General features: G+C 63.6%; 25 protein-coding genes. 14 read left to right on the top strand and 11 right to left on the bottom strand.

What is annotated here, in order from left to right; genetic code table 11:
• Nucleotide 1 precedes the first annotated feature (1 nt).
• On the top strand, nucleotides 2–790 hold the full coding sequence (locus tag AC0L15_RS27575; protein ID WP_287247223.1) for a heme ABC transporter ATP-binding protein: 789 nt from the start codon (nucleotides 2–4) through the stop codon (nucleotides 788–790).
• A 181-nt stretch (nucleotides 791–971) separates the two neighbouring features.
• Here AC0L15_RS27575 and rirA read toward each other — a convergent pair whose 3' ends face one another.
• The gene (rirA, locus tag AC0L15_RS27570; RefSeq protein ID WP_128188245.1) at nucleotides 972–1,433 is read right to left on the bottom strand and encodes an iron-responsive transcriptional regulator RirA; all 462 of its coding nucleotides are present in this window, start codon (nucleotides 1,431–1,433) and stop codon (nucleotides 972–974) included.
• Between the two features lie 197 nt (nucleotides 1,434–1,630).
• Between rirA and AC0L15_RS27565 the strand changes: the two genes are divergently transcribed.
• The 3 genes from AC0L15_RS27565 (at nucleotide 1,631) to AC0L15_RS27555 (ending at nucleotide 4,168) form a co-directional block, all read left to right on the top strand.
• On the top strand, nucleotides 1,631–2,926 hold the full coding sequence (locus AC0L15_RS27565) for a DUF445 domain-containing protein (RefSeq protein ID WP_128188246.1): 1,296 nt from the start codon (nucleotides 1,631–1,633) through the stop codon (nucleotides 2,924–2,926).
• 96 nt (nucleotides 2,927–3,022) lie between these two features.
• On the top strand, nucleotides 3,023–3,451 hold the full coding sequence (locus AC0L15_RS27560) for a phasin family protein (protein WP_287139712.1): 429 nt from the start codon (nucleotides 3,023–3,025) through the stop codon (nucleotides 3,449–3,451).
• Between the two features lie 216 nt (nucleotides 3,452–3,667).
• Nucleotides 3,668–4,168 (top strand): MaoC family dehydratase, encoded by a 501-nt coding sequence (locus AC0L15_RS27555; RefSeq protein WP_027156157.1) that lies wholly within the window; start codon nucleotides 3,668–3,670, stop codon nucleotides 4,166–4,168.
• A gap of 181 nt (nucleotides 4,169–4,349) precedes the next feature.
• Here the strand turns inward: AC0L15_RS27555 and AC0L15_RS27550 are convergent, their stop codons facing one another.
• Nucleotides 4,350–5,753, bottom strand: a complete 1,404-nt coding sequence (locus AC0L15_RS27550) for an aminotransferase-like domain-containing protein (RefSeq protein ID WP_473497686.1) — start codon at nucleotides 5,751–5,753, stop codon at nucleotides 4,350–4,352.
• A gap of 106 nt (nucleotides 5,754–5,859) precedes the next feature.
• On the opposite strand from AC0L15_RS27550, the gene AC0L15_RS27545 reads away from it, so the two are divergent.
• A complete protein-coding gene (locus AC0L15_RS27545) occupies nucleotides 5,860–6,723 on the top strand; it encodes a DMT family transporter (protein WP_287247221.1) in 864 nt (287 codons plus the stop codon).
• A 171-nt stretch (nucleotides 6,724–6,894) separates the two neighbouring features.
• Here AC0L15_RS27545 and AC0L15_RS27540 read toward each other — a convergent pair whose 3' ends face one another.
• A complete protein-coding gene (locus AC0L15_RS27540; RefSeq protein WP_287247220.1) occupies nucleotides 6,895–7,935 on the bottom strand; it encodes a zinc-dependent alcohol dehydrogenase family protein in 1,041 nt (346 codons plus the stop codon).
• A 20-nt stretch (nucleotides 7,936–7,955) separates the two neighbouring features.
• Nucleotides 7,956–8,606 (bottom strand): maleylacetoacetate isomerase, encoded by a 651-nt coding sequence (maiA, locus tag AC0L15_RS27535; protein ID WP_287247219.1) that lies wholly within the window; start codon nucleotides 8,604–8,606, stop codon nucleotides 7,956–7,958.
• Nucleotides 8,607–8,763: 157 nt separating this feature from the next.
• Between maiA and AC0L15_RS27530 the strand changes: the two genes are divergently transcribed.
• The gene (locus AC0L15_RS27530; RefSeq protein ID WP_023803603.1) at nucleotides 8,764–9,447 is read left to right on the top strand and encodes a response regulator; all 684 of its coding nucleotides are present in this window, start codon (nucleotides 8,764–8,766) and stop codon (nucleotides 9,445–9,447) included.
• A gap of 123 nt (nucleotides 9,448–9,570) precedes the next feature.
• On the opposite strand, the gene AC0L15_RS27525 is transcribed toward AC0L15_RS27530, so the two are convergent.
• On the bottom strand, nucleotides 9,571–10,911 hold the full coding sequence (locus AC0L15_RS27525) for an ATP-binding response regulator (protein WP_287247218.1): 1,341 nt from the start codon (nucleotides 10,909–10,911) through the stop codon (nucleotides 9,571–9,573).
• Nucleotides 10,912–10,919: 8 nt separating this feature from the next.
• Nucleotides 10,920–11,999: an FIST signal transduction protein gene (locus AC0L15_RS27520; protein WP_287219384.1), complete on the bottom strand. Its 1,080-nt coding sequence runs from the start codon at nucleotides 11,997–11,999 to the stop codon at nucleotides 10,920–10,922.
• A 293-nt stretch (nucleotides 12,000–12,292) separates the two neighbouring features.
• On the opposite strand from AC0L15_RS27520, the gene AC0L15_RS27515 reads away from it, so the two are divergent.
• The 4 genes from AC0L15_RS27515 (at nucleotide 12,293) to AC0L15_RS27500 (ending at nucleotide 16,891) form a co-directional block, all read left to right on the top strand.
• On the top strand, nucleotides 12,293–12,724 hold the full coding sequence (locus AC0L15_RS27515) for a nuclear transport factor 2 family protein (protein ID WP_287247409.1): 432 nt from the start codon (nucleotides 12,293–12,295) through the stop codon (nucleotides 12,722–12,724).
• A 264-nt stretch (nucleotides 12,725–12,988) separates the two neighbouring features.
• Nucleotides 12,989–13,483 carry a (2Fe-2S)-binding protein gene (locus AC0L15_RS27510; protein WP_287063723.1) on the top strand — a complete coding sequence of 165 codons (495 nt, stop codon included), beginning with the start codon at nucleotides 12,989–12,991 and terminating at the stop codon, nucleotides 13,481–13,483.
• Between the two features lie 144 nt (nucleotides 13,484–13,627).
• Nucleotides 13,628–15,976, top strand: a complete 2,349-nt coding sequence (locus AC0L15_RS27505) for a xanthine dehydrogenase family protein molybdopterin-binding subunit (RefSeq protein WP_287247216.1) — start codon at nucleotides 13,628–13,630, stop codon at nucleotides 15,974–15,976.
• Nucleotides 15,977–16,093: 117 nt separating this feature from the next.
• A complete protein-coding gene (locus AC0L15_RS27500) occupies nucleotides 16,094–16,891 on the top strand; it encodes an FAD binding domain-containing protein (RefSeq protein WP_287247215.1) in 798 nt (265 codons plus the stop codon).
• Nucleotides 16,892–16,998: 107 nt separating this feature from the next.
• Here AC0L15_RS27500 and AC0L15_RS27495 read toward each other — a convergent pair whose 3' ends face one another.
• The 3 genes from AC0L15_RS27495 to AC0L15_RS27485 form a co-directional block, all read right to left on the bottom strand.
• Complete coding sequence (locus AC0L15_RS27495; protein ID WP_287063717.1) at nucleotides 16,999–17,514, bottom strand: GNAT family N-acetyltransferase; 516 nt, start codon at nucleotides 17,512–17,514, stop codon at nucleotides 16,999–17,001.
• A complete protein-coding gene (locus AC0L15_RS27490) occupies nucleotides 17,511–18,317 on the bottom strand; it encodes a copper homeostasis protein CutC (RefSeq protein WP_287247214.1) in 807 nt (268 codons plus the stop codon). Before AC0L15_RS27490 ends, AC0L15_RS27495 begins: the two co-directional genes overlap by 4 nt.
• 179 nt (nucleotides 18,318–18,496) lie before the next feature.
• Nucleotides 18,497–19,405, bottom strand: a complete 909-nt coding sequence (locus AC0L15_RS27485) for a LysR family transcriptional regulator (protein ID WP_287247213.1) — start codon at nucleotides 19,403–19,405, stop codon at nucleotides 18,497–18,499.
• Between the two features lie 142 nt (nucleotides 19,406–19,547).
• Here AC0L15_RS27485 and AC0L15_RS27480 point away from each other — a divergent pair, with 142 nt between their 5' ends.
• Genes AC0L15_RS27480 through AC0L15_RS27470 form a run of 3 tightly spaced genes read left to right on the top strand, consistent with a single transcriptional unit; the run spans nucleotide 19,548 to nucleotide 21,634 of the window.
• Complete coding sequence (locus AC0L15_RS27480; protein WP_128166735.1) at nucleotides 19,548–20,051, top strand: nuclear transport factor 2 family protein; 504 nt, start codon at nucleotides 19,548–19,550, stop codon at nucleotides 20,049–20,051.
• A gap of 51 nt (nucleotides 20,052–20,102) precedes the next feature.
• On the top strand, nucleotides 20,103–21,083 hold the full coding sequence (locus AC0L15_RS27475) for an alpha/beta hydrolase (RefSeq protein WP_473497681.1): 981 nt from the start codon (nucleotides 20,103–20,105) through the stop codon (nucleotides 21,081–21,083).
• Complete coding sequence (locus tag AC0L15_RS27470) at nucleotides 21,080–21,634, top strand: nuclear transport factor 2 family protein (RefSeq protein WP_287247211.1); 555 nt, start codon at nucleotides 21,080–21,082, stop codon at nucleotides 21,632–21,634. Before AC0L15_RS27475 ends, AC0L15_RS27470 begins: the two co-directional genes overlap by 4 nt.
• A gap of 61 nt (nucleotides 21,635–21,695) precedes the next feature.
• Here the strand turns inward: AC0L15_RS27470 and AC0L15_RS27465 are convergent, their stop codons facing one another.
• Nucleotides 21,696–22,550, bottom strand: a complete 855-nt coding sequence (locus tag AC0L15_RS27465; RefSeq protein ID WP_287247210.1) for an AraC family transcriptional regulator — start codon at nucleotides 22,548–22,550, stop codon at nucleotides 21,696–21,698.
• Nucleotides 22,551–22,650: 100 nt separating this feature from the next.
• Between AC0L15_RS27465 and AC0L15_RS27460 the strand changes: the two genes are divergently transcribed.
• Entirely contained in the window at nucleotides 22,651–23,823 is a 1,173-nt protein-coding gene (locus tag AC0L15_RS27460; RefSeq protein WP_287247209.1) for an amidohydrolase, read from the top strand.
• Between the two features lie 98 nt (nucleotides 23,824–23,921).
• Here AC0L15_RS27460 and AC0L15_RS27455 read toward each other — a convergent pair whose 3' ends face one another.
• The gene (locus tag AC0L15_RS27455; protein ID WP_473497678.1) at nucleotides 23,922–24,365 is read right to left on the bottom strand and encodes a hypothetical protein; all 444 of its coding nucleotides are present in this window, start codon (nucleotides 24,363–24,365) and stop codon (nucleotides 23,922–23,924) included.
• Nucleotides 24,366–24,492 lie beyond the last annotated feature (127 nt).

Below are 24,492 nucleotides of genomic sequence, written 5' to 3'. Positions count from 1 at the left end.
CATGATCGAAGCGCGGGATGTCTCGGTAGCGATCGGCGGCAAGCGCATCGTCGCCAATGTCGATTTCGACATGCGGCCCGGTGACATCGCGGCTATCGTCGGTCCCAACGGTTCGGGCAAGACGACCTTCCTGAGGGCGCTGTCCGGCGATCTTGCCTATTCGGGAGAGGTCACCATCAACGGTCGCGACCTGTCGGTGATGAAGCCGGTCAAGGCCGCCATGCTGCGCGCCGTGCTGCCGCAGGCGACGACGCTGTCGTTTCCGTTCACGGTGCGCGAGATCGTCAGGCTTGGCCTGCTCGGCGGGCGCTCGGGCGCGCTGCCCGGCGAGGACGAGCGCCTGCCCGAACGGACGCTGGCGCGCGTCGATCTCGACGGCTTTGCCGGCCGTTTCTACCAGGAGCTTTCGGGCGGCGAGCAGCAGCGCGTGCAGTTGGCCCGTGTGCTCTGCCAGGTCTGGGCGCCGGTCCTCGACGGCAAACCGCGCTATCTCTTCCTCGACGAGCCGGTTTCCAGCCTCGACATCAAGCACCAATTGATCATCATGAACATCGCCCGCGATTTTACTAGGCGGGGCGGCGGCGTTGTCGCCATCCTGCACGACCTCAATTTGACGGCCATGTATGCCGACCGGATATTCGTCATGCACCGCGGCAGGCTTGCCGCCACCGGCTCACCGCAGGACGTGCTGAGCGACGATCTGATCGAAAAAGTGTTCGACTGCCGGCTGCGGGTCGGCGTGCTGCCGGCTGGAGACATGCCGTTCGTGCTACCGCAGTCGGTCTATTGATATTCAGGTGATGCCGGCCTGCAAATGGCGGTTTCCTGCCCTTCCGGTACTCACGTACCAAACGTACGCTCCGTTCCGGTTCTCGGAACCCACCTGTTTGGTCGCTTCGCGCCCGTCTTCGACTCCGGCTCGGCCTGACCTGAATCTCAACAGACCTAGCCAAACCGCGACCCGACCCGGATCAGGCGGCCGGCGCTCTTTGCACCAGCATGTCGATGCCGAGCAGGTGCCGCACGCTCGGGCGCGCCGCCACCATGTCGGCGATCGTATAGCGCTCGAGCACGGCGAAGAAGGCGTTGAGCGCCTCGCGCAGCGCTGAATTCAGTGCGCAACTGTCGACCAGCGGACATTCGGCGGCGTCGTTCTCGAAGCATTCGGCCATGGCGAAGCTCTCTTCGGTCACGCGCACGACGTCGAACAATGTGATCGATTCGGCCGGGCGGCCGAGCCTGACGCCGCCGTTCCTGCCGCGCACCGTCTCGACCAGACCATGCTCGACCAAGGGCTGCAGGATCTTGAAGAGAAAGAGCTCGGACACCGAGTAGGCGGCAGCGATCTCCGGGATACGGCTCAGCCGGTCGGTGTTCGCGGCGCAATACATCAGAATGCGCATGGCGTAGTTGGTCTGGCGTGTCAGCCGCATTGTGTCCTCACGAAGCAATAGCTCAACCCTAATATGGCCTATACCTTGGAATAATTCCAGACAAGCACCGCATGATAGTTGAATATTTTTATCATGTTTGTGTGGGCGGTTGTGCAACCATGACCCTGATATGGCGCGCATTCGGGTGGGCGGATCACTAAGTTAACTCCGCGACATCGACCAGGAGCAGTTCATCCATGTCACAATCATCACCGGCTTGGGCGTCCGCCCGGTTCGATGCCGACGCGGAGGCCAAGCTTTCGGCGCTTCGGCGCACAAAATTCGTCGCCACCGCAGCGCTTGCGTTCTGCGTCCTCATCTTTGCGGTGGCCAAGTCGTTCGAGGGCCACTATCCGTGGCTGGGTTTCGTCGCTGCTTTCGCCGAGGCGGCGACGATCGGCGGGCTGGCCGACTGGTATGCGGTGGTGGCGCTGTTCAGGCGACCGCTCGGCCTGCCGATCCCGCACACCGCGATCATCCCGGAGAACCAGAACCGGATCGCCGACAATCTCGGCCGCTTCATCGAGGTCAATTTCCTGGCGCCCGAGCCGGTGCGCGAAAAGCTTGCCGAGGTCGATTTTTCCGCACTCGTCGCCGACTGGCTGGCCGACCCCAACCGCGCCGCCGATCTGTCGCATTTCGTCGGCCGGCTGGTGCCGCAGACACTGGCGGCGATCGAGCAGTCCGGCCTGCGCGGCTTCGTCACCAGCCGCATGCTGGAGCAGATCGAAAAGGTGCCGCTGGCGCCGCTCGCCGCCGAGTTGCTGTCGGCCTTGACCGATGATCGCCGCCACCAAAGACTGTTCGACGAATTCACCAAGGTGGTCGGCCGCTTCCTGAGCGACGAGCAGGCGCTGGCGACGATGCGCGAGAAGATCCGCGAGGAATTGCCGTCGCTGTTCAACCTGTTTCGCGCCGACGCCTATCTGCTGAAGAAGATCGTCGCCTCAGCCGGTTCGTTGCTCGACGAGGTGCGGGCCGATCCCGACCACCCGATGCGCGCCGAATTCGACCGTTTTGTCCTGAGCTTCGTCGAGCGGCTGAGGACATCCAAGCAATATGCCAAGCGCGCCGAGAAACTGAAGCGCGATTTCCTCGCCCGGCCGGAGCTGAAGGCGCTGGCCGGCGACATGTGGGAAAGCCTCAGTGTGTTCATCGAGCAGGACGCCAGGGCGCCGAATTCGATGATCCGCGCCCATCTCGCCAGCATGTTCGTCGAGGTCGGCCGCCATCTTGCCGGCGACGCCCAGATCAGGGCCGACATGAACCAGGGGTTTATCGTTGCGCTGTCGTCCTTCGTCGAAAGCCAGAAGAGCGGCGTCTCGAAATTCATCGCCGATCAGGTCAAGCGCTGGGACCTTGCCCAGCTGACCAGGCTGATCGAAATGAACATCGGCAGGGACCTGCAATATATCCGCTTCAACGGCATGGTCATCGGCGGCCTGGCCGGCGTCGTGCTCCATACCTTGGAACGGCTGTTCCTCGTCGACTGAGCCGCGATGTATTGCGCCTGCGAATGGACCGCGAAGCTCCAGTGCCCTATTGTTCTCTTCAGCTGCCGCATTCGCAGCAACAGGGGAGACGCCACTATGGCAAAGCGACCGGAATCCGACAGCTTCATCGACATGTTCGGCAGGTTCGGCCGCGACCTGAAGCTGCCGAACGTCGATGTCGAGGCGATCCTCAGCCATCATCGCAAGAACCTCGAAGCACTGGAAAAGTCGGCCAGGGCAAGTGCTGCCGGAGCGTCGTCGCTGCTCTCCAGACAACGCGAGATGCTGCAGGACACGCTGCGCGAGATCGCCGACATGGCGCAGGACTACAGGGCTCCGGGCGATCCTCGGGAGTTGATGGCCAAGCAAACGGCGTTCGCCAGGAAATCCTTCGAAACCGCATTGAAGAATGCTGGCGAGGTGGCCGAGTTGGCCAGGAAATCCGGCACCGAATCGGTCGAGATCCTGCGCGAGCGCATCAAGGAGGCGATGGAGGAAATCCGCAGCGGCTACGACAAGAAGTAGGCTGTTTCTCAGGCAGATGGACTTATCTCCCGTCATCCCCGCCGCGGCGCCCAAAGTTGCTCTTGCCCGATAATCCTGTTGCCAATGCTGGAGCCGGCACTGGACCCGCCACTGGCGCGATCCGGCCGAGGATATCGCAGCGGAACACACTGAGCGAATTGACAGAGGCGGCCGGTTCGTGGTCCGGAGGCAGGGCAAGCGATCGGGAAAGCAGGAATGACGCAAATACGGCTGAGGCCGCCGCCGACCTACGAACAGCTCAGGACGATGACAGGGCAGGAGCTTGGCGTGTCGGACTGGACGACGGTCGACCAGAGCCGCATCGACCAGTTCGCCGAATGCACCGGCGATCGCCAATGGATCCATGTCGATCCAGAGCGGGCGAAGCGGCAGAGCCCGTTCCGCGCCACCATCGCGCATGGCTATCTGACGCTGTCGATCATCGGCGCGCTGGCGCTCGACATGGGCATCGTGCCGGAAAATACGCAAGCCGTCTTCAATTATGGTTTCGATAAGGTGCGGTTCCTGGCTCCGGTCAGGGCCGGCGCGCGCATCAGGCTGCGCATCACGCTGTTGTCCATGGAGGACAAGGGCCCCGGCCAGTATCTGATGAAGGCGGCCAACATCGTTGAGATCGAAGGTGAGAAGAAGCCGGCGCTGACCGCCGAAACGCTGGTCATGCTCTATGAGCGGCGGCGCAGGCGGGCAGGGCCGTGAGCAGAGCCAAGCGCCATCTTGCCTTCTCCCCTTGTGGGAGAAGGTGGATCGGCGCGCAGCGCCGAGACGGTTGAGGGGTGTTGGCCGGAGTGCTGTTGGTGCCAAGCTGGAACACCCCTCATCCGACCTCGCTTCGCGAGGCCACCTTCTCCCACAACGGGAGAAGGGCAGTGCGGGAAAATCAACGCGACATCGCCTCTTCAAGCGTCCTGAAAATTCTCTCGTCTGCCGACTGCGCGACGTTGAAGCGCAGGAAACGGCTGGCGGTTTGGGACAGGCTGAACGCATTGCCGGGCGCCAGCACGACATTGGCCGACAGGGCGCGGCGGGCCATTTCCGCAGCATCGACGCCTTCCGGCAGTCTGCACCACAAGAACATGCCGGTCGGCTGGTCGATCCACGGGGTGATGCCGATCGCCTTCAGGCGGCTGCTTGTCTCAGCCATGGCGCGGGAAAGCCGCGTTCGCAGCAAATCGACGTGCTTGCGATAGCTGCCGTCTTTCAGCAGCGTCAGCACCAGTTCGCCGGCAAGCCGTCCGCTGCCGAAAGACGTGGCGATCTTGAGATCGGTCAGTCCTTCCATCCAGTCGCGCGGAGCCGCGATGAAGCCGCAGCGCACCGACGCCGAAAGCGTCTTGGAGAAGCTGCCGATATGGACGACGCGACCAAGACCGTCGAATGCCGCCAGCCTGGGTGCCGGGGTGTGTTCGAAGTCGGCAAAGATATCGTCTTCGATGATCGTCAGATCCGATTGGTCGGCGAGCTTGAGCAATCGATGGGCGACGACCGGCGACAGAATTGCACCCGTTGGATTGTGAAGCGCGGAATTGGTGATGTAGAGGCGCGGCCGGTGCTCGATCAGCGCCTGCGCAAACAGCTCGATGTCCGGTCCCGACGGCGTGTAGGGAACGCCGACCACCTTGGCCCGGTGAGCGCGCAGCAGAGCATGGAAGTTGAAATAGCAGGGATCGTCCACCAGCACCGTGTCGCCCGGCTCGAGCAGGAACCGGCACAGGAGGTCGATGGCCTGGGTGCCCGATTCCGTCAGCATGATCTGGTCGAGAGACGCCTCGATGCCGTGCTCTGCCATGCGCCGTGCGAGCAGATGCCGCAGCGGCGGCAGCCCGAGCGGGGTGCCGTAGTCGGTCAGCGCGACATCATCGCCGCGTGCCATTGTCCGCAGTGCCCGGCGCAACCCAGCCTCCGGCATCCATGAGGCTGGCAGCCAGCCGCAGCCGGGTTTGAGTACGCCGTCGCCGGCTTCCAGCGACTGGCGCGAAACCCATAGCGGATCGACGGCACGGTCAAGCCTGGGGCCGATCTCGGCCAGCGACAACGGAGCCAGCGGTCCGGCGGCATAAAAACCCGAGCCGGGACGCGAGCGGATGATGCCCTCCGCGGCAAGACGCTCATAGGCTTCGACCACTGTGGATTTCGAAACCTGCATGGTTTTCGCGAAAGCCCGGATCGAAGGCAATCGCGTTCCCGGTGTCAGGCTGCGCGCGGCGATCCTGTGCCTGATCGTCGCCATGACGCTTTCGACAAGCGTCCCGCTGCCCTCGTTTGCCGTCGTCTGCTCGTCCATCCGTACTGCTCAATATACCATGACAGTTTAGTCGATCTGTACCTCATTGTCTCTGGCGGCGCCATAGGTCCTGCCCGATAGAGGGCGAGAACATCAGGAGCATGCGATGGACAAGGGGGCGGGCGGCTGGATCAACGGATTCGTAGGCGTGCTGATTTTCAGCGGATCGCTTCCGGCAACGCGGGTTGCGGTGATGGATTTCGATCCGGCCTTCCTGACCGTCGCCCGCGCTGCCACGGCAGGCATCCTCGGCCTCGCGCTTTTGCTCGTTTTTCGCCAGAAGCGTCCGGAACGGCAGGATTTGTTGTCGCTGGCCATCGTGGCGCTCGGCGTCGTGGTCGGCTTTCCGCTGCTGACCGCGCTGGCGCTCAAACACGTCACCTCGGCCCATTCCATCATCTTCATCGGCCTGTTGCCGCTGGCGACCGCGATCTTCGGCGTCATTCGCGGCGGCGATCGCCCCAAACCGGCCTTCTGGCTGTTTTCATGCCTTGGCAGCGCCCTTGTTGCCGGATTTGCGGTGACCCAAGGTGTCTCGGCCTCGCCGCTTGGCGACATGCTGATGCTGGCGGCAGTCATCGTGTGCGGACTGGGCTATGCGGAAGGCGCCACGCTGTCGCGCAAACTTGGCGGCTGGCAGGTGATCTCATGGGCGCTGGTGTTGTCGCTGCCGGTCATGCTGGCGCTGACGCTCATCACCATGCCACCGTCGCTCGCAAACGTCGGCAAGGCCGCCTGGATCGGCCTCGCCTATGTCTCGCTGTTCAGCATGCTGATCGGTTTCGTATTCTGGTATCGCGGGCTGGCGCAAGGCGGCATCGCCGCGGTCGGGCAGTTGCAACTTCTGCAGCCTTTCTTCGGCCTCGGGCTGGCGGCAATGCTGCTGCACGAGCAAGTCAGCCCCGCCATGATCGCCGTTACCGCCGCCGTAGTGCTCTGCGTGGTCGGTGCGAAGAGATATGCGCGGTAGCCGCCAGCCCTTCTTCCTTCTCCCCTTGTGGGAGAAGGTGGATTGGCGCGCAGCGCCAAGACGGTTGAGGGGTGCTGGCCGGAGTGCTGTTGGTGCCAAGCTGGAGCACCCCTCATCCGGCCGCCTCGCGGCCACCTTCTCCCACAAAGGGGAGAAGGGAGAGCCGCACGGCTAGAACTTCGTCACCACGCCGATGCCGATGCCTTCGAAGCCGCCCATCGCCATCAGCGCCGCGGGCGCCTCATCGAGGCTGATCCGCTTGCCGACCAGCAGTTCTGGCTTCAGCTTGCCGGTGCGGATCATCTCCATCATCGCCTGGTAGCGGTAGGCTTGCATGCCGTGGCTGCCGAGGATTTCGAGCTCGAAGGCGATCACCTTGTCCATCGGGATCTGCGGCCTGGCGTGATCGCCGAGCATCAACCCGACCTGCACATGGCGGCCGCGCCGGCGCAGGTTGGCGATCGAGTTGAACGAGGTCGTCGGATGGCCGAGCGCGTCCATCGACATGTGCGCGCCGCCATTGGTGATCTGCTTGACCGCCTTGACCACGTTCGGCGTCTTGGCGGCATTGATCGTCGCCACCGCGCCAATTTTTTTGGCGAAGTCCAGCTTCTCGTCGGTCAGGTCGATGGCGATCACGTTGGCGCCCATGGCGCTGGCGATCATGATCGCCGACAGGCCGACGCCGCCACAGCCATGCACGGCCACCCATTCGCCTGGTGTCACCCGGCCCTGGTCGACAATGGCGCGGAACGAGGTGACGAAGCGGCAGCCGAGACTGGCGGCGGTGGCGAATTCCATCTCGTCCGGCAAGCGGACCAGATTGGTGTCGGCATGGTCGATGGCGACATATTCGGCGAATGAGCCCCAGCCGGTGAAGCCGGGCTGGGTCTGGTGCTCGCAGACCTGATGGTTGCCGGAGCTGCATTCGAAGCAGCGGCCGCAGCCGACGGCGAACGGCACGGTGACGCGCTCGCCGGTCTTCCAGCGGGTCACCTGGCTGCCGGCGGCCACCACGACGCCGGCAAGCTCGTGGCCCGGCACATGCGGCAGGCGGATGCCGTCGTCGTGGCCCATCCAGCCATGCCAGTCGCTGCGGCAGAGCCCGGTCGCCTCGACCTTGATGACAACGCCGCCCGGTGCTGGCTCCGGATCGGCAACAGTCTGGATCGTCGGCACCTGGCCGAATCTTTCGAAGACAACGGCTTTCATCGGCAATTCCTCAACTTGCTCTACTCGGCATCGATCTGGTTCTGGGGCGCCGCCTTTTGGAAGGCCGGCAGCGCCATGCAGGCGGCGTGGATGCGGGCGATCGTCGGGTAGGGCGTCAGGTCGACGCCGAAACGGGCATTGCTGGTGACCTGGGCGACCAGGCAGATGTCGGCCAACCCCGGCGTTTCGCCATGGCAGAATGTCCCGGTTTCGGCCGAGGAAGTCAGAATCTTTTCAAGCGGCTGGAAACCTTCGTTCACCCAGTGCCGGAACCAGTTGGCGACGTCCTCGTCGCCGGCGCCGAACAGCGTGCGCAGCGACGTGAGCACGCGCAGGTTGTTCACCGGATGGATGTCGCAGGCGATCATCTGCGCCAGCATCCTGACGCGGGCCCGGCCAGGCGCGTCCTGTGGCAAAAGCGGCGGTTCGGGGCTGGTCTCGTCGAGAAATTCGATGATCGCCAGCGATTGCGTCAGCAGCGTGCCGTCGCCCAGGATCAGCGCCGGCACCAGTCCTTGCGGATTGACCGAGAGATAAGCGGGCTCAAGATGCTCGCCGTGGCGCAGATGATGCGGCACATATTGGTAGGTCAGGCCCTTCATCTCCAGCGCGATCCGCACCCGGTAGGAGGTGGAGGAGCGGTAGTAGTTATGCAGGATGAGGTCGCTCATCCCTGCACATTCGGCCGATTTGGACGACCGGGCAAGGCGTGGTGGTCCTGAAATTGCCATCTCCGCCCTTCAGCCAGGGATGGCGATGTACTATTTGCCAATAATCTGGCCATGGTCACTGGGCTATTCTATCCTGCCCTGAACTGAAACGAACGCCATGACCGCAGTCAACGATCGCGCCCGGTTTCTGATCATCGACGACCACCCGCTGTTTCGCGAGGCGCTGCACAGCGCTGTGCAGATGGCCTATCCGGACGTCGACACTGTCGAGGCGCGTTCGATCACCGAGGCGTTCGAGCTTCTGGCGGACGCCAAGCCATTCGATCTCGCGCTGCTCGACCTCAGCATGCCTGATGTGCACGGCTTCGACGGGCTGCTGCAGCTTCGGACCCGCTATCCGCGCCTGCCGGTGGTCATCGTTTCGGGGCATGAGGAGCCAAAAATCATTTCCGAGGCGCTGTCCTATGGTGCTGCCGGCTTCATCCCGAAATCGGCGCGCAAGAGCGATCTAGCCGCCGCCATACGCTCGGTGATGGAAGGCGCGATCTACGTGCCCGAAACCTATGAGGGCCAGCCGCCGGACGCCGACAGCACCGATCGCGCCGAGATGGTGCAGCGCCTTGCCAAACTGACGCCGCAGCAATTGCGGGTGCTGCAGATGCTGCGCCAGGGCCTGCTCAACAAGCAGATCGCCTACGAGCTGCAGGTCGGCGAAACCACCGTCAAGGCGCATGTCTCCGAAATCCTGCGCAAGCTCAATGTCTACAGCCGCACGCAAGCCGTCATCGAGGTTTCGAAGCTCGACAGCGCCGAGCTGTTTCGCGGCCAGGCGGGGTTTTAGCCGTACCCGTTAGGGTGACTAAACCGTCACCGAGAACTTACCTTTTCCGTCCAAGGACGAGAAATCACGGTAACAGCGCACCATTTTCTTGTCGCTCGCGGTCTTCTGCCAATGTCTTTGGGATCAAGCCAAGAGATGCGCCAGCAGGGCGCGTAGCTGCGCCGGTTTCAGCGGCTTGCGCATCAGCTCGATGCCGGCGGCGCGGGCGGCTTTGGCGACGGTCTCCGAACCGTCGGCGGTGACGATCAGCGCCGGCACGGCGCGGCTGAGATAATCGCGGACCTCAGCGATCGTGGTGGTGCCGAGGTCGCCGCCGTCGAGATGCTGGTCGGCGATGACGATGTCCGGCACCCAGTCCGTATCGCCGAGCATGTCGAGTGCAGCATCGGTCGAGGTGGCGGGGCGCACCAGGCATTGCCAGCGCTCGAGCAGGGATGTCATCGCCTGCAGCACCTCGACGTCGTTCTCGACCAGCAGCACCTTTGTGCCGAACAGACCGTAGCCGCGCGGCCGCTCCATGTCGGCGCTGCTGGCAATGGCATCGACGCTGGCGCCGATCCCGACGGGAACGTCGATGTGAAAAATCGTGCCGTGTCCGACTTTCGACGAAAACGTCACGGGATGGCCGAGTGCGGCGGCGATGCGGCGCACGATGGCCAGGCCCAGTCCCAGCCCGCCGCCGGCTAGCCCGGCATCGGTCGGGATCGTGCCGCGGTGGAATTCCTCGAACACCGCCTCGCGCTGGTCGTCGGGGATACCGCAGCCGGTATCGGCGACATCGATGCGGATCGTGTCGCCGCGATGCCTGGTGCCAACCAGCACGCCGCCGGAGCGGGTGTAGCGCAGCGCGTTGGAAAGGATGTTCTGCAGGATGCGGCGCAGCAAGGTGCGGTCCGAGCGCACGACGGCGTTGACCGGCCGGAATTTTAGCGTCAGGCCCTTCAACTCGGCGACCGGCAGGAAATCCGAGCGCAGCGACGAAAACAGCACCTCCAGGCTGACGTCGCCGATATCGGGCTGCACGACGCCGGCGTCGAGCTTGGAGATGTCGAGCAGGGTGCGGAGCAGATCCTCCATCGTCTCCAGCGACCGCTCGACCTGCCGGACCAGTTTTTTGCCTTCGTCGCTGGTCTGCACTTCGGCCAGCGCCGAGACGGAGAGATGCGCGGCGTTCAGCGGTTGCAACACGTCGTGACTGGCGGCTGCCAGGAACCTGGTCTTGGACAGGTTCGCCAGTTCGGCGTTTTCCTTGGCCGCGCTCAAATCGATGTTGGATTGTTCCAATCTACGCAGTGTCGAGTGCAGTTCCTCGGTGCGCGTACGCACTCGATTCTCGAGCGAAATCGCGGTCTGGAACAGCGAGAACGCGTTGCCTTGCTGGTCCATCGAGCGCTCGACGCGGCTGACAAGGGCTGCGTTGATCTTCTTCAGCTTCTCCAGGTCGTTGATGTCCCTGAGCGGCATGAAACCTCCTACTCCGCCGCCTGCCGCTCTCCGAAGGCGATGCCGGTGAACGTCTGGTTCAGATGCATCGACCGGTACTGCTCGCCATAGGTGCCGAAGCCGATGACGTTGTTGACCTTGTAAAGTTCCGACATCTCCCGAAAGACCTGGCGGTTGCGCGCATCGAGCCTGCGCAGCACGCAGTCAAAGGCGAGGATCATGTCGATGCCGCCAAGCCTTTCCTCGACATCCCTGAAGGCGGCACGCGTCGATTCAACCATGTTCTTGGGTCGGGCGATGGACAGGACGACGCCATCGTCGATGGCGCAGAAGAACGACAGCGAGCCGTCCGCGTGCATCTTCTGGATCGAGCGGCAGTAAAACTCGCCGCCGACTTTCACCACCACCGGGTGCGAAGCGAAACTCAGCGGCGTCAGCATCTGCGGGATGACGCCGACCGAGGCGGCATATTCCTCGGCGGCATTGGTGGCGTTGAATTCGCGCACGGTGCGGTGATCGGGATCGGACGCGGTCACCACCAGCTTCTCGTCGGTGGGGACGAAATTGTCGGTCTTGAACACGTGGAAAGGAATTTCCGTGGTGATCAGCACGATGATGGCGCAGTCGCAGGCAACCTTGCCGTTCGAGATCAGCCGCGTCGTCTCGAACTTCAAATCATCGCCTGCCGACCCGCCGATCAGTGGAATATCGTCGAGCCCCCAATGGATGGCGGAGGTGACCGCTTCCTCGGCATAGGACAGCCCGTCGATGAGGCAGAGCGCGAAAGTGGTGTCGGCTCGCTCGTGCCCGACGCGGCCGCGTAGCGAACGCCTCAGCGCCTCGACTTCGCCGGTGATCCCGTCCATACCCGATGACGACAGATTTTCGACCATGGTGCTGGCTGCCGAAAAAGATGCGGAGGGAAGCAGCATGGCCATGACCTGGCCGTCCTCCAGGCCTTTGGGCGTAATCTCGCCGGCCGTCGAGCAGCCGGCATAGCGGAGCGCCGGCGCGTGGTTCTCCAGCGCTTCCGAAAGGGCGACTGCCTCAAGCAGGCTTTGCGAGAAAAACAGCAGGGCAAATCCAGCGTCGATGGCCGCGGCTTCCACTGCCACCGCCCGCGCGAACGCATCCGCGTCGGGTTCGTCGGTGGTGAGAACCGATAGGCCGCATGCATAGCGCGTCCGTGAACTGGCCAGCGGCTTCCTCCTCCATTTCCTCCGACGCTCTTTTTGTGCGCGGCTCTTTTTTTGATCCTGGCGCGCCGGCGTCGAAGGCATTGTTGTCTTCAAGTGCTACTTTGGCAATGAGCCAACATGACGGAATTGAATTTTCTGCTGTTTTTGACAGCATCGGCGCTCAGAAACGTCAGATCCAAAACCACAGCGGAAGGGAGTTATCCATGGACGCCCAGGTCAGGAAGCTATTCGAACGGTACGAGCAGCTTTTCCGGAAATCCCTCGCCGGTGATGCCGACATGGACGAAGTCACGTCGGTCTATGCTTCCGCCTTCATTGCGGCGTCGCCTGCCGGCATCATGGTCGGGAAGAACGACGACCAGCTCAAGCAGGCTATGGAACAAGGCTATGCTCGCTATCGAGCGATCGGCACCAAGGAGATGCGAATACGCGATGTTGGCATTTCGCCGATTGACGAGCATCATTGCGTTGCCCACGTCGCCTGGACGTCGATCTTCGCGCGCAAAGGCCAGACTGACGTCACGATCGATTTCGACGTCCACTACCTGGTGCAGAAACTGGGTGGGGAGCCTAAAATATTTGGCTGGGTGTCAGGCGACGAGCAGGAGGTTCTCAGAAAGCACGGCATCGGCTGAAATCGGCCTGGCCAGCACCATTGCCGCTGATGGCCGGCAGGCGGCATCGCCAGGCGACCATGGTTTCGCTTCGCTCCGCCGTTTGCCTGTCTTTGCGTGACCGAAAGTACAATAGGCGGATTTTCGGCCGAACTGCATTCTCGCAATCTCGGCATTCCGCGGCACTATTTCCCGTGCTCTAAGCGGTATAAGAATAGCGGACAGATGGAGGGCTCGGGCACCACCGACGCCAAAAACGACCAAGGTAACACCCAGGGAGGTTTCATGTCGGAGATATCATTGACGGTGAACGGAAAGCGGGTCAGCGGCGCTGCCGAAGACCGGACGCTTCTGGTTCATTTCTTGAGGGAGAATCTCGGCCTGACCGGGACGCATGTCGGCTGCGACACCTCACAATGCGGCGCCTGTGTGATCCATGTCGACGGCAAGGCGGTAAAATCCTGCACGATTCTTGCGGTGCAAGCCTCCGGGTCAAGCGTCGTGACCATCGAAGGCTTGGCTGACGGCGCCGACCTGCATCCGATGCAGGCGGCGTTCAAGGAGCATCACGGCCTGCAATGCGGTTTCTGCACGCCGGGCATGATCATGGCGGCAACCGACATGGTCAACCGTCACCCCGAAGGCCTCGACGAGGCCACGGTGCGGGCCGAGCTCGAAGGCAATATCTGCCGCTGCACCGGCTACCACAACATCGTGAAGGCGATCCTCGCCGCATCGGAGACGATGTCTTCGAAGGGCAAGGCCAGGCAAGCGGCGTAGGGAAGAGGCGAATAGGGAGTGGCGAATAGCGAGTAGGGTAAAAAAAACCGGCTCGCGTTTGCAGAGGCACCGGCGAGTTTGCAAACCCTCTCTTCCCTATTCGCTAGTCACTATTCGCTTCAAAATTCGGGAGGAATTTCTGCGATGGGCATTGAAGGTGTTGGCGCTCGTGTAGCGCGCAAGGAAGACAAGCGGTTCATTACCGGCGCCGGGCGCTATGTCGACGACATGGTGGTTCCCGGCATGAAGCATGCGGCCTTCGTACGCAGCCCGCATGCGCATGCTGAGATCAAGAAGATCGATGTCAAAAAAGCCCAGGCCATGCCGGGTGTCATCGGCGTGCTGACCGGCAAAGAGCTCAAGGCCGACGGCATCGGCAATCTCATCTGCGGCTGGATGATCCATTCCAAGGACGGCTCGCCGATGAAGATGGGGGCGTGGTCGCCGCTGGCCTTCGACAGGGTCCGTTATGTCGGCGACGCGGTGGTCGTCGTGGTTGCCGAAACCAAGGGCCAGGCGCGCGACGCTGCCGAAGCGGTCGACATCACCTACGAGGAACTGAAGGCAGTCGTCGATGCTCCGAAGGCGCTCGAAAGGAGTGCGCCACAGATCCATCCGGAAGCCGACGGCAATCTGATTTTCGACTGGGAGCTCGGCGACAGCGCGGCGACCAACGCGGCAATCAAGGCGGCTGCCCACATCACCCGCATGAAGATCGTCAACAACCGGCTGGTGCCGAACGCCATGGAGCCGCGCGCAGCGCTTGGTCACTACGACAAGGCCGAGGACCACTATACCTGCTGGACGACCTCGCAGAACCCGCATCTCGCGCGCCTGGTGATGAGCGCCTTCTACAATGTCGCGCCCGAAAACAAGCTGCGCGTCATCGCGCCGGATGTCGGCGGCGGCTTCGGCTCGAAGATTTACATCTATCCGGAAGAAATCATCTGCCTTTGGGCCTCGAAGAAAACCGGCGTGCCGGTCAAATGGGTCGCTGACCGCACCGAGAGCTTTCTCACCGACGCCCATGGCCGCGACCATGTCTCGACGGTCGAAATGGCCTTCGACAAGGACAACAAGATCACCGGGCTAAAGGTCGACACCATCGCCAATCTCGGCGCCTACATGTCGCTGTTCTCGTCCTGTGTGCCGACCTATCTCTACGCGACGCTGTTGTCGGGCCAGTACGACATTCCGGCGATCCACGCCAATGTGCGCGCCGTCTACACCAACACCGCGCCGGTCGACGCCTATCGCGGGGCAGGGCGGCCGGAGGCCACCTATCTGCTCGAACGCACCATGGAGACCGCCGCACGCGAGCTGGGCGTGTCGCCGGCGGAACTTCGCCGAAAGAACTTCATCACCGCGTTCCCGCACCAGACACCGGTCATCATGAACTATGATGCCGGCGATTATGCCGCTTCGCTGGACGCGGCGATGGCCGCTGCCGATTATGCCGGTTTTGCCCAGCGCAAGGCCGACGCCGCCAACAGAGGCAAGCTGCGCGGCATCGGCATGAGCTGCTATATCGAGGCCTGCGGACTGGCGCCGTCGGCGGCGGTCGGCAGTCTTGGAGCGGGTGTCGGCCTTTGGGAAAGTGCCGAGGTGCGCGTCAACGCCGCTGGAACCATCGAGGTGCTGACCGGCTCGCACAGCCACGGCCAGGGCCATGAGACGACCTTCGCGCAACTGGTCAGCCAGCGCTTCGGCGTGCCGATCGACAGCGTCTCCATCGTCCATGGCGATACCGACAAGGTGCAGATGGGCATGGGCACTTACGGCTCGCGCTCGGGCGCCGTCGGCATGTCGGCCGTTGTCAAGGCGCTCGACAAGGTCGAGGCCAAGGCCAAGAAGATCGCCGCCCATCTGCTCGAGGCCGACGAGGGCGACATCGTCATCGAAAACGGCGCCTTGAAGGTCGCCGGCACCGACAAACAAGTGCCGTGGTTCCAGATGGCGCTTGCTGCCTACACCGCCCACAACCTGCCTGGCGGCATGGAGCCGGGGCTGAAAGAGACCTCATTCTACGATCCGTCGAACTTCACCTTCCCGGCCGGCTGCTATGTCTGCGAGGTCGAGATCGATCCCGAGACCGGCGTGACCGAGGTCGTCCAGTTCGTCGCGGCCGACGATTTCGGCAACATCATCAACCCGATGATCGTCGAAGGCCAGGTGCATGGCGGCGTAGCCCAGGGAATCGGCCAGGCCTTGCTGGAGGGCACCCGCTACGACGCCAGCGGGCAGCTTTTGACGGCGAGCTACATGGACTACGCCATGCCGCGCGCCGACGACCTGCCGTCGTTCAAGGTCTCGACCTCGAACACGCCGTGCCCGGGCAATCCGCTCGGCATCAAGGGCTGCGGCGAGGCCGGCGCCATCGGCTCACCGCCGGCCGTGATCAACGCCATCACCGACGCCATCGGCATCACCGATATCGCCATGCCGGCATCGCCGTCCACGGTGTGGGCAGCGATCCGGGGAACGAAACATTGATAAGCAAATAGCGAATAGGGAGTAGCGAATAGGGAACAAAGTGCGTGCGAAGGGGTAGGCCCTATTCGCTACTCACTACTCCCTATTCGCTCCTTTCCCCCGAAGGGAGAAAGACAAATGTACCCAGTCAACTACCACCGAGCCGCCTCCGTCGCCGAGGCCGTCAAGCTGCTCGAGACCGGCGATGCAAAGCTTTTGTCGGGCGGCATGACACTGATCCCGGCGATGAAGACGCGGCTTGCCGCACCGTCCGATCTCGTCGATCTTTCGCACATCGAGGAATTGAAAGGCATTGAGGTGGCGGGCTCCACCATCACCATCCACGCCGCCACCACGCATCACGATGTCGCCAGCGACGAGAAGCTGAAGAGGGCGTGTCCGGCGCTCGCCCATATGGCGTCCCGGATCGGCGATCCTGCGGTGCGCTACAAGGGCACAATCGGCGGCTCGATCGCCAACAACGACCCCGCCGCCGATTATCCGGCGGCACTTCTTGCCCTCGACGCCACCATCGTCACCAACAAGCGCGAGATCGCCGCCGACGCATTCTTCACGGGGCTGTTCGAGACGGCGCTGGAGGACGGCGAGATCGTCACCGCGGTGACCTTCACCGCGCCGGCCAAGGCGGCCTATGAAAAGTTCCGCAATCCGGCATCGCGCTATGCGATCGTCGGTGTGTTCGTGGCCAACGGCGCGGGCGGAGTCCGCGTTGCCGTCACCGGAGCCGGCGACAGCGGCGTCTTTCGTTCGAAGGAAATCGAGGCGGCACTTGCCATGAATTTCGACGCCGCTGCCCTCAACGGAGTAAAAGTGCCGGCGAATGATTTGATGAGCGACATCCATGCCTCGGCCGATTACCGGGCCAATCTGATCGTGGTGATGGCCAAGCGCGCAGTAGCCGCCGCCAACGCCTGAAACGGCAGCGTGCCGGTTCTTCTTTCTCCCACAACAAGCAAGGGGAGAAACGCACGAGCAGAGCGGCTCGCCCTGCAAACCGCAACTGGCAGGGCAGCGCTGGCGCCTCAGCCGGTGATCGGCCTGGTATAGTAGCGCACCGCCTTCTTGCCGCCGTGGATCACCGCGTCGCCGACCTCGACGAAGCCGAGCGCTGCGTGAAAGGCATCTGAAGCCGGGTTGGGCGGTTCGGCATTCACCTCGCAGGTGACGATGGTCTGGCCGGCACGCGAGACATGGTCGAACAGATCCTCATAGAGCCGCCGGGCATGGCCGCGGCCACGCGCTTCTCCCGCAACGACGACGCGGTCGACATAGACGAAGCGCGGATAGCGCTCGCGGAACCACAGGAAGTTCGGGCTGTCGTAACGGGCGTCCTGGTCGAAGGTCATGATGAAGGCTTCGAGCGCGCCGATGCGGCGCGCATAGAACGCCTCGCCGAGCAGGAAGGACAGGCGTTCCGGCTCAAGCCACGACAACTCGGCCGCGTGGGCGTTGTTGAGGGCGAGGATGAGGGGCTCGTCCTGCGGCGAGACCCGGTCGATCGGCAAGCGTACCCGTTTGTTTTCTTCCTTCGCGATCATGCTTTCGCCGCCGCAATCGTCGCCGCCACCAGCGCCGCGTCGGTCACCGTGTTGCGGTACTCGCGGTCGAGGTCGGTGCCGCCCATGCCAACCCGCGGATTGCGGTAGCGCATGGCACTCGGCACGTCCTTGAGTGCGGCGAAATGCATTTCGGTCAGTCCGGTTCTTTCCCGCACTTCGGCGATGTTGTTCGGGTCGAGCCCGCCGCAGCCGAGGATGATGATGCGCTTCCCCGCCTGTCGGACGAGGTCCGCCAGCAGGGCCACGCCCTCCAAAGCGGTGTCGCGCTGGCCGCTGGTCAGCACGCGGCCGACCTTGCTGCGGATCAGCGCTTCCAGCGCATCAGTCGGATCGCGTGTCATGTCGAAGGCACGGTGGCAGGTGACGTTCAAATGCCCTGCCGCCTGCACCAATTCGCTCATCCGCTTTTCGTCGATGGCACCGTCGGCATTCAGGCAGCCGACGACGACACCGGCCACGCCAAGCTCGCGCAGCGTGCGCACATCGGCGAGCATCGAACGGTACTCGGCGTCACTATAGAGAAAATCGCCGCCGCGCGGCCGCACGATGACGTGGAATGGGATCGTCGCCAGTTCGAGGGCTGCGCGCACCATGCCAAAACTCGGTGTGACGCCGCCCTCGACGAGGCTGGCGCAGAGTTCGACCCGGTCGGCGCCGGCGGCTTGCGCGGCGAGCAGGCCATCTATGCCTTCGACGCAGATTTCGATCAGCGGCAGGCGAGGGCGTTCGGTGTCGATCACAGGGCGATCCGTTGCTGTTTCAAGATGTGCAGCCCTTAGCATCGGGCTCCGTGCCGCGAAAGCCGGAACTACTGGCTCAACGCGACGGGTTGTTGCGGTTAGCATTGCGGCCAATCAACGCCTTCAACCGCCTCAACGCCGCCACCCGGCAGATGGTCGGCGCCTGGGGTGAGCCGGACCGGCTCGCCGATATGCGTCATGGCTGGTTTCGCGGCGGCGCATCAGATCCGCAAATTGTGCGCGTTGGCGCGGACGAAATCGATGAACGCCCGCAGTTTTGGCGGGACGAGGCGGCGGCTGGGATAATAGAGGTGGAGCGGTTCGTAGCTGGGACAGAACGGCTCCAGCACCTCGACCAGCGCGCCTGAGGCGAGAAGCGGCGCAGCGAGGCCTTCGACGGCAAAGGCCAGGCCAAGCCCTTGCGCGGCGGCGGTGATGCAGAGCGGTAGGGTGTTCACGACCAGACGTGCGTCGGGCGTGAACTCGACCTGGCGTCCAGCGACAACGAACTCCCAGGGCGAGATGGCGCGGGTGCGGGTGAAGGCGAAGGCGATGCAGCGGTGGGCAGCGAGGTCGGCGGGTCGTTTTGGCGTGCCGTTACGCGCCAGGTAGTCGGGGCTGCCCAACACCACCGTCTGCAAAGGCCCGCCCAGACGCGCGCCGATCATATCCTTCTCGAGAAGCTCGCCGATCCGCAGGCCGGCATCGAAGCCCTGCGCGGCGATATCGACGAAATTGTCGTCGAAGATCAGGCTAAGCCGCACCTCCGGGTAGGCATCCATGAACGGCCCCATCAGCGGCTCGATCAGCAGCGGCGCGGCGATCCACGGCAGGCTCAGCCGCAGCGTGCCGGCGGGGCGGTCGCGGGTCTCGCGCAGTGCCGCGCCGGCCGCCCGGATCTCCTCGGCCGCTGGGCGCACGTGGTCGAAATAGTGGGCGCCGGCTTCGGTCAGGCCGACGCTGCGGGTCGTGCGGTTGAGGAGCCGCACCCCGAGACGCTCCTCGAGGCCCTTGACCGCCTCGCTGAGCGAGGCCGGGGCGACGCCGAGTTCGGCAGCGGCGCGGGTGAAGCTTTTTGCTTCCGCGACCTTCACGAAGGCGACGATGCCGCTGAACTGATCGAGTCGCATTGTGAGGATATTCCAAATAGCCTTGTCGAACTCTACGGGTTTTTCCGGCGAACCAAAAGCGTCATGTTGGTCCGACGAACGCGCTTCGCTGTGGCGACGGCCCGAAAGGCAAGACGGCCCGAAAGGGAAGGAGACAGGACCGATGACCAGGCTTGCTTCGCTCGCCGCCGGCGCTCTCTTGGCGGTGTCCGCCGCCCCCGCGAACGGCGGCCCGCAGGAAGACCGCAACATCCAGTTGATCAAGGACTATTACGCAGCCTATGCGACCGGGAACCCGGAGGCGGTTCGGCCCTTCCTGGCGGCCGACATCGTGTGGCGCATTCCCGGCCACCATCCGCTAGCCGGCGACAAGCGCGGGCCGGAGGAAGTGGTCGCCTTCTTCCGTGGCCTGGCCGAGGGCAAATTCAGGGCTGAGCCGATCTTCTTCCAGGCGCAGGGCGATCTCGTCGTCGACATCCATCGCGGCTGGTCGAACGTCGGCTCGGGTCCCGAGATCGACCAGCTTTACGCCCTGATGTTTCGCATCAAGGACGGCAAGATCACCGAGGCGCAGAATTTCTTGACCGACATGTACCAGTCGGACACCTTCTACTGGACGCACTTCCCGCTGAAGCCACTACCCGGCCGACTGGCGGATGACCGCTGAGACGGCGGCCGTCGCTCCGCGCTTTTCGCTCCAGGCCAAAGGAGATTTACGATGTTGAAAATCCTGACGCTGGCCACGGCGACCGCCGTCGCCCTCGGCTCAAGCGCCTTCGCCGCATCGCGCGTCGAGCGCGTTGCTTTCGCCTCGCACGGTGAGCAGATCGTCGGCGACCTCTATCTGCCCGAGGATCTGGACCCGGCGAGACCTCGACCCGCGCTGGTGGTGACCGGTGCCTGGATGACGGTGAAGGAACAGATGCCGGCCCGCTACGCCCGCGAGCTGGCCGACCGCGGCTTGGTCGCCTTGAGCTTCGATTTTCGCGGCTGGGGCGAGAGCGGCGGCGCCCGCCGCCAGTATGAGGACCCCAGCACCAAGGTCGCCGACATCGAGGCGGCGGTCGCCTATCTCGCGGCCCGGCCCGAGATCAGCAAGGACCGCGTCGGCGGGCTCGGCATTTGCGCCAGCTCCGGCTACATGGTCACTGTCGCCGCCAAAAATGCCGCGATCAAGTCGGTCGCTTTGGTCGCGCCCTGGCTGCACGATGCCGAGGTGGTCGAGCAGACCTATGGCGGCAAGGACGGCATTGCCAGGCTTGAAGCCGTGGGTGATGCGGCCGAGGCCGCCTATCGCCGCACCGACAAGCAGGCTTTCCTGCCCGCCGCCAGCCTGGCCGACGAGCGGGCGATCATGTTCAAGGTGCCTTACTATACAGAGGCTGGTCGCGGCATGATCCCGGCCTGGCGCAACGAGGCCGACGCGGCCTTTTGGCGCGGCTGGCTGACATTCGATGCGATCCAGGCTGCCCGGCGCCTGCATCAGCCCTTGCTGATGGTGCATAGCGAGGCGGCTGCCATCCCGCAGGGCGCGCGCAAATTCTATGCGCGGCTGACCGGGCCGAAGCAGCAGCTGTGGCTCGACAACGTCACCCAGTTCGACTTCTACGACCGCGCTGCGCCGGTAAAGTCGGCGAGCGACGTCGTTGCCGCGCATTTCCGCGCCACGCTGGGCAGTGCAGGGGAGGCGGGACAATGAGCCCCGTCACCCGCCGGTTTGTTTTGGCCTTGGCAGTTTTTGCCGCGACGCTTGCCGCTCTGCCCGCCTTGAGCACCATGCAGTCCACGGCTGCGCTGACGAGCGAAGACAAGACCGCCATCGCCGAGGCGGTGGCGGGGATCGGCCTCTATGCCGATTTGCGCGAATGGGATCGGGTAAAATCCTATTTCACGACCCGCGTAACGACAGACTATAGCAGCCTTTTCGGTGGCGAGGCCGCGACCAGCGACCGCGACGCGCTGATTGCTCAGTGGCAAGGCCTGTTGCCGGGCTTCGACGCCACCCAGCACCTTATCACCAACATCGTTGTCGAAGGCGCGGGCAACGACGCGGTCGCGCGCAGCCATGTTCGCGCTACCCATTGGATCGACACGCGGTTCTGGACGGTCGGCGCCAGCTATCTGCACCGGCTGGTGCGGACGCCCGAATGCTGGCGCGTCAGCGCCATCTCGATCCATCGCTTGTACGAGGAGGGCGACCGCGCCGTGCTGGCCGCCGCTGCGGACCGGGTGGAGGCGGCGGCGAAATGACAACGCAAGGTTGCGCCGGGAACCAATTGGCGCCGACATTGGTGGTCCGGCCACTGCCCGATCATTTCATGTCGATGTGAACTCGGTTTGGTTCGGGAGTTCTGCCTCTCCTGAACATGCCTGGCGTCATGCCATGCATGGTCCGGAACGCACGGGAAAGATGGCTCTGGTCGGCGAAACCTGCCGCAATGGCGGCCTCAGCGAGGCCGAGCCCCTGTTCGATCAAGAAACTGGCGCGACGCAGTCTCCGGTCGCGGATATAGGCTGCAGGCGTCAGGCCAATCGCTTTCTTGAAATCCCGGATGACCTGGAATCGGGTGACGCGCGCGGCGTCGGCAAGCCGCTGCAGGTCGAACTGCGAGCCAAGGTCGCTTTCGACAAGCTCCTCGTAGAGCGAGAACCTCCGTCGCGATCCCGAGCTTTCGATCTCCTCTACCCGCCCGCTGCAATCGCCATGCCGAACGATGAGATGCCTCAGTGCGACGAGCAGCGACGTCTCGGCCTGCGTCGCGTCCGGTGAGGTCGAGCTCAGGTGCGCTGCCAGCAACGCTGCGGCGAGATCGCTGTCTTCGATATTCGGACGTGAGAAGACCGGAGCGTCAGCCCTGCCCAGCTCGTGGGCGAGCCCCGCCATCAGCGGCACCGGGGGATAAAACGTCCGGTAGGCCCAGCCTTCATCCGCACCCTGCTCCCCGTCGTGCCACTCCTCGGGATTGACGACGGCAATGGTGCCTGCCGGAGCGACTATTTTGTGGCGCCCGATGCGGATGCGTTCGCAGCCAGCCGTCATCAGCGCGATCACATAGGTTGGGTGCGTGTGCAGTTCGTAGCGATGCCGCGTGAAGCGCGCCTTGAACAGGCCAAGCTCAGGGAAGCAGGGATGGCGCCAGTATTTCCTGGTCTCTGTCGCGTCCACGGCTTTTGTCCCTGCAGCGGTCAATCTGGTTCAAGACGCCTGTTGTGCGACCTTCTAATCGTGATCCAAACCGCCCTTTGCGGCTTGGAAGGAGAGCATCATGCTGCATAATGACCCGATCGCCGCTCTGACTCCAGAGGTCATAGCCTGGCGGCACCACATCCATCGCAATCCCGAACTCGGATTCAAGGAATACGAAACGGCGCGTTTCATTGCCGAGAAACTGCGCGCCTTCGGCCTCGACGAGGTGCATGAGGGGATCGGCGGCACCGGGGTCGTCGGCGTGCTGCGGAGCGGCACGGGCACACGCGCCATCGGCCTTCGCGCCGAGCTGGACGCGCTTCCCGTCGTCGAGAGGACCGGCTTGCCCTATGCGTCCAGGAACGAGGGCGTGATGCACGCCTGCGGCCATGACGGCCACACCGCCATGCTGCTCGGCGCGGCCAGACTGCTCAGCCAATCCCGCGCCTTCGACGGCACCGTCTACTTCGTCTTCCAGCCAGCCGAAGAAAACGAAGGCGGCAGCGTGCGCATGATCGAAGACGGCCTGTTCGAGCGTTTCCCGATCGAGGCGATCTATGCCGTCCACAACTGGCCGGGCTTGGAGCAGGGGACGATCGCCGCTCGCGCTGGAGCACAGATGGCGGCCGTCGACAATTTCGAGCTGACCTTCGAGGGTTTTGGCGCGCATGCCGCCATGCCGCAGCTCGGCGACGACCCGATCCTGGCCGCGGGCGCCTTTGTCCAGGCGGTTCAGCGCATCGTCAGCCGCTCGGTCGATCCGCAAACCGCGCTGGTCGTCAGCCTCACCCAGATCCACGGCGGCAATGTCGGCAACATCGTGCCGGGCAAGGTCTGGCTGCAAGGCACCTGCCGGTTTTTCGAGCCCGGTCATTCCGATCATTGCGAAAAGCTGATCGGCGAGATCGCCCACGGCATTGCCGTAGCCCATGCGCTCAAGGCCACGCTCGACTACAAGAAGGGCTATCCGCCGCTCATCAACACGGCTGACGCCACGGCCCGCGCCATCGCGGCAGCCGCCGCCACCGTCGGCAGCGAGAACGTCTCGACCGAGTTCAGCCCGAGCCTCGGCTGCGAGGATTTCGCCTTCATGATCCGCGAGGCAGGCGGCTGCTACGCGTGGATCGGCGTCGGCGATGTTGGGCCCGGCGGGGGCCTGCACGGCGACCGCTACGTCTTCAATGACGAGATCGTGCCGACCGTGCTGCGCTACTACGTCAATCTGGTCGAGCAGACGCTTCCCGCCTCGTGAACCGTCAGAGCGAAAACTGACGGCTCAGCGGGAAAATCGATCTGAATGCGATTCGTGGACGATAAGCCGGGAAGGAGTCAGGCGCAATCCGACGCATCTCAGCCGGCTGTGGCCACGAGTTGCGTTACGCGGACGGGATTTTCCAGCACTGCCTGTGCGGCATCGGCCTGATTTTCATTGACCTGCACCATCACAAAAATGACGCCTTGTTCAACGTTCGGCTCACCCGGCTGTCTGGCAACATCGGCAGATGCCTGGAGAAGCCCACCCGCAAGGCCGCCGCAGGCCCCACCCACGAGGGTTAGGCCAGCCACCGCTCCGACAGGATCAATGCCCGTGGCCTCAAAAGCACCCAGGCCGATTAACAGACCAGCGGCCGCGCCAAGCGCGGCTCCGCCCGGACCACGCAGGACAGCCCTGATTTCGTCGTCGTAAGGTCCGATGACGCTGATCTGTTCTTGAGAAACTCCTGCCGCCTGAAGCGCGGCAACGGCACGCGCTGCCTGGTCGCGGGAATCGAAAAGTCTGCTGATTGTTCGCATTTTGACACTGCCCATCGCATAGTCGCGCCCCGCGCGGATTGAAGGGCGCGGGGGGGGGACCCCCCCCCGGCAAGGGAAAAAAAAATATTAAAAGAGAAGTTGGGGGGCGCAAAAAAAAAAAAACAAA

It is taken from the genome of Mesorhizobium sp. WSM4846, from assembly GCF_055811415.1.
Note: the sequence above shows the minus strand (reverse complement) of the source record. Positions and strands in the feature narration are given on the sequence as shown.